This is a genomic window from Escherichia sp. GZ89 (genome assembly GCF_019366485.1).
GTDB lineage: Bacteria > Pseudomonadota > Gammaproteobacteria > Enterobacterales > Enterobacteriaceae > Escherichia > Escherichia fergusonii.
Map to the genome: position 1 here is coordinate 1 of NZ_JAEOHX010000031.1, position 3662 is coordinate 3662.

Below are 3662 nucleotides of genomic sequence, written 5' to 3' on the forward strand. Positions count from 1 at the left end.
CGTGGAATGAGCGCTGGATTTATCGGCGCGCGCGGCCAAAAGTTTCGCGATGACTTAGCTGCCCAGCGGCAGTTAACCGACAAGGTGCTGGCAACATTTAAGCGGTTGCTGACCGATACGAATAAGGATTTACTCCAGGGAAATATTGCCGCCCCCCTGAAAACGTTTAATGAAAGTATTCAGTTTCTCGACTCAACCCGTACCGCCATCAGCGAATTAACTATCGATTCACCAAAAGCGAGTCAGTTCTATACCCAAACCATCTCTGACGTGCTGAAGTTTGTCGGCGGGATGGGGCATTTAAGCACCTCAGGCTCGATGGTGAACGAACTGGCGGCTTATTATAGTCTCTTGAATTTGAAGGAGCAGGCTGGTGTAGAACGTGCGCTGCTGTCCAATATCTTCTCGATGGATCGCTTTGACGACGGCCAGTTCAGCATGTTTAGCGATGTGGTAGGCCAGCAGGATGCCTGGCTGACGGCAGCTCGCAGCTTTAGCACACCTGTGCAGGCGGCTGAGCTGGACAAATCTCTTCAGTCCGCTGAAGCAACTCGTGCTCTTGAACTGCGGGAGACGGCTTTTAATAAAGCCGCCGAAGGCGGATTTGGAGTCAACCCGACTGACTGGTTTAACCTTCAGACCCAGCGTATTGAAACGCTGCAAAAGGTGGAAAATCGCGCGGTGGATGCCTTGCAGGAACATGCTGCGCTGCTTGCCCACAATGCCCGTGTCGACTGGCAGTCCTTCCTGGTAATCAGCCTGGTTGCCCTACTGATTGCTATCGCCTTTGCGGTGATGGTGGCACGCAGTATCCAGCAGCAACTGAACGGTACGCTGAAAACCATCGCAGAGATGGACGGCGACCTGACACGTCGTCTTGACGTCCCCGGCAGCGACGAGCTCTCAGCCCTGAACCGTGCCTATAACCAAGCGATTGAGAATATTCAGCATATCGTGCAAGAAATTAAGTCCGGTGCGGTGGTGTTGCGTAGCGCCAGTAGTGATATCGCTGCCGGTAATCAGGATCTGGCCCAGCGTACGGATGAACAGGCGGCATCGATTGTGGAAACGGCCGCCAGCATGGAGCAGATTTCTACTGCGATCACCCAGACCGCCGATAACGCCAGCGAGGCGGAGCGTCTGATACATTCGATGGAGCGGGACGTACTGGAAGCTAATCGCGTCTCTAACGAGGCCAGTCAGAGCATGGCGGAAATTCGTTCTTCCAGCGAGCAGATTTCCCAGATTGTTGCGTCAATTGATGAGATTTCTTTCCAGACCAACTTGCTGGCGCTTAACGCCGCCGTTGAAGCGGCACGTGCCGGTGAGCTTGGCAAAGGCTTTGCGGTAGTGGCGACGGAGGTGCGTAACCTTTCCCAGCGCTGTGCACGAGAGGCCAGTCAGATCCGTGAGCTGATTAACCAGAATATGGATAAGATTGGCGAAGGGGTAGCACGAGTCACCGCGTCCGGCACCGCGCTGAAAGCAGCGGCGGAAAATACCGGGCGGATGAAACAGTACGTGAGCGATATTGCCCGTGCGGCGAATGAGCAGTCGCTTGGCGTGTCGCAGGTGCATCAGGCACTGAATCAGCTGGAGCAGGTCACTCAGCAAAACGCAGCGCTGGTCTCTCAGGCGGCGAGCGCCAGCCAGATGCTGGACGGCCAGTCTGAAGCGATGTCCACGCTGGTCGATCGCTTTATTGTCTGATACTGCCGTTCAGCATCCGGTCTTGATAACTTACAATCAGAAAAAACCGCCTAAAAGACGGCTTTTTTATGCCTGCAAATAACTAGGATTTACCATAACATCTGTTGCCCGCACCGCCTGAGAGGCCCTCAGCGCCACTCTGTAACGAGTTAGCCATTTCCAGCACCTTTCCCTGGCCATAACCCTGAAAAACGCACCTGATGATTTCTGCGCGACTGCATGGCTATGCACGCGGGTGAATGGCAGACGATTTCGGAGTGTCAGCACCACTAAACCGCCAAAAGGCGCAATCAGCGGCGCGGCGCGCGCGGACGTGACCAGGCAAACTCGGACTGCTGCCGCTCATCCTCACGTAATGCACGCTGGCGGTCGGCGTAACGCTGCGACTCAATCTGCGCACGCGCTCTGTTCAGGACGATATGCCGGTTCGGCTGATTTAGCTTTTTGCCTGACGCTCTCTCAGCTGCGGCAATAGCATCATCAAGAAATTTTTTCTCTGCAGGTGTCAGGTTTGTCAGTCTGTTCATAGCATTCTCCCGTCAGAATAACTCCGCACAGTCTGCCAGACACAGCAGAACCGATGAAGCGCTGGCGGTGCTGAAAGACAGCCAGAAACGGTGAACGGGAGCGGATTTTAATCCGGTGACGTGAGACGTTGGGCAAGCCGCAGGCGCGTCAGTGGTTTTAGCGGGTTTCGGGGCGCAGCCCTGAACCAGTCACATAGCGCTAGCGGAGTGTATACTGGCTTATTATGTAGGCACGGGTGCGGGAATCAGTGAAGTGCTTCATGTGGCAGGAGGAAAATGCAGCAGCAGAGCGTAAGCGGAATATATGAGACAGGAGATATTCCGCTTCCTCGCTCACTGACTCGCTGCGCTCGGTCGTTCGGCTGCGGCGAGCGGTGCGGGATTACGAATGGGGCGGAAATTTCCTGGGAGATGCCAGGAAGAAACTTAACAGGGAAACGGTAAGGCCGCGGCGAAGCCGTTTTTCCATAGGCTCCGCCCCCCTGACAAGCATCACGAAATCTGACGCTCAAATCAGTGGCGGCGAAACCCGACAGGACTATAAAGATCCCAGGCGTTTCCCCCTGGTAGCTCCCTCGTGCGCTCTCCTGTTCCTGCCTTTCGGTTTACCGGTGTCATTCCGCTGTTATGGCCGCGTTTATCTCATTCCACGCCTGACACTCAGTTCCGGGAAGGCAGTTCGCTCCAAGCTGGACTGTATGCACGAACCCCCCGTTCAGTCCGACTGCTGCGCCTTTTCCGGTAACTATCGTCTTGAGTCCAACCCGGAAAGACACGAAAAATCGCCACTGGCAGCGGCCACTGGTAAACAGGATGTGCGAGAGATGTATCGAGAGTTCTTGAAGTAGTGGCCTGACTGAGGCTACACTAGAAGGACAAATTTGGTGACATGTCTCGCACAAGACTGTTACCACGGTTAGAGAATCTGCCAGGATTATCTAACCTTCGAAAAACCACCTGCAAGGGTGGTTTTTTCGTTTACAGAGCAAGAGATTACGACGATCGTCAAAGGATCTCAAGAAGATCCTTTATGGATTGCTACCAGCGCCACTGCCGAATGTGGTGCCCGTTCCCCCAACAATAAACTATAAAGTTTATGCATGTATCTACCGATACTCCTGCGATCCCTCAAGAAAGTAAGGAAAGTATCGATATGTCATGGGCTTATCGTATTTCAATGCAAATGAAGTTGTTTATTGCATTATTCCCGCTACTGCTTGCCTTGGTCTGGTTCGCCGGTTCGGGTATTGTCAGCCGTATCAATACCGAACAGCAGATGAACACCATTGGACAGCTCACCACGCTCGCCCGCAGCGCGGGTGATGTGGTGCATCAACTCCAGAGCGAACGTGGAATGAGCGCTGGATTTATCGGCGCGCGCGGCCAAAAGTTTCGCGATGACTTAGCTGCCCAGCGGCAGTTAAC

General features: G+C 54.1%; 4 protein-coding genes. 3 read left to right on the forward strand and 1 reads right to left on the reverse strand.

Features of this window, described 5'->3' with window-relative positions; genetic code table 11:
• On the forward strand, positions 1-1710 hold a 1710-nt coding region (locus tag K0335_RS21905; protein ID WP_219394137.1), incomplete at its 5' end, for a methyl-accepting chemotaxis protein.
• Between the two features lie 290 nt (positions 1711-2000).
• Here the strand turns inward: K0335_RS21905 and K0335_RS21910 are convergent.
• A complete protein-coding gene (locus tag K0335_RS21910) occupies positions 2001-2237 on the reverse strand; it encodes a hypothetical protein (RefSeq protein WP_001676031.1) in 237 nt (78 codons plus the stop codon).
• A gap of 698 nt (positions 2238-2935) precedes the next feature.
• Between K0335_RS21910 and K0335_RS22650 the strand changes: the two genes are divergently transcribed.
• Together K0335_RS22650 and K0335_RS21915 are read left to right on the forward strand one after the other, a co-directional pair.
• A complete protein-coding gene (locus tag K0335_RS22650; protein ID WP_077464408.1) occupies positions 2936-3085 on the forward strand; it encodes a replication initiation protein in 150 nt (49 codons plus the stop codon).
• 305 nt (positions 3086-3390) lie between these two features.
• On the forward strand, positions 3391-3662 hold a 272-nt coding region (locus tag K0335_RS21915), incomplete at its 3' end, for a nitrate- and nitrite sensing domain-containing protein (RefSeq protein WP_219394139.1).

What these genes read in the sequence shown, in the direction of transcription:
- K0335_RS21910 (WP_001676031.1), bottom strand. Translation starts at nt 2,237, where the DNA reads ATGAACAGACTGACAAACCTGACACCTGCAGAGAAAAAATTTCTTGAT.
- K0335_RS22650 (WP_077464408.1), top strand. Translation starts at nt 2,936, where the DNA reads ATGCACGAACCCCCCGTTCAGTCCGACTGCTGCGCCTTTTCCGGTAAC.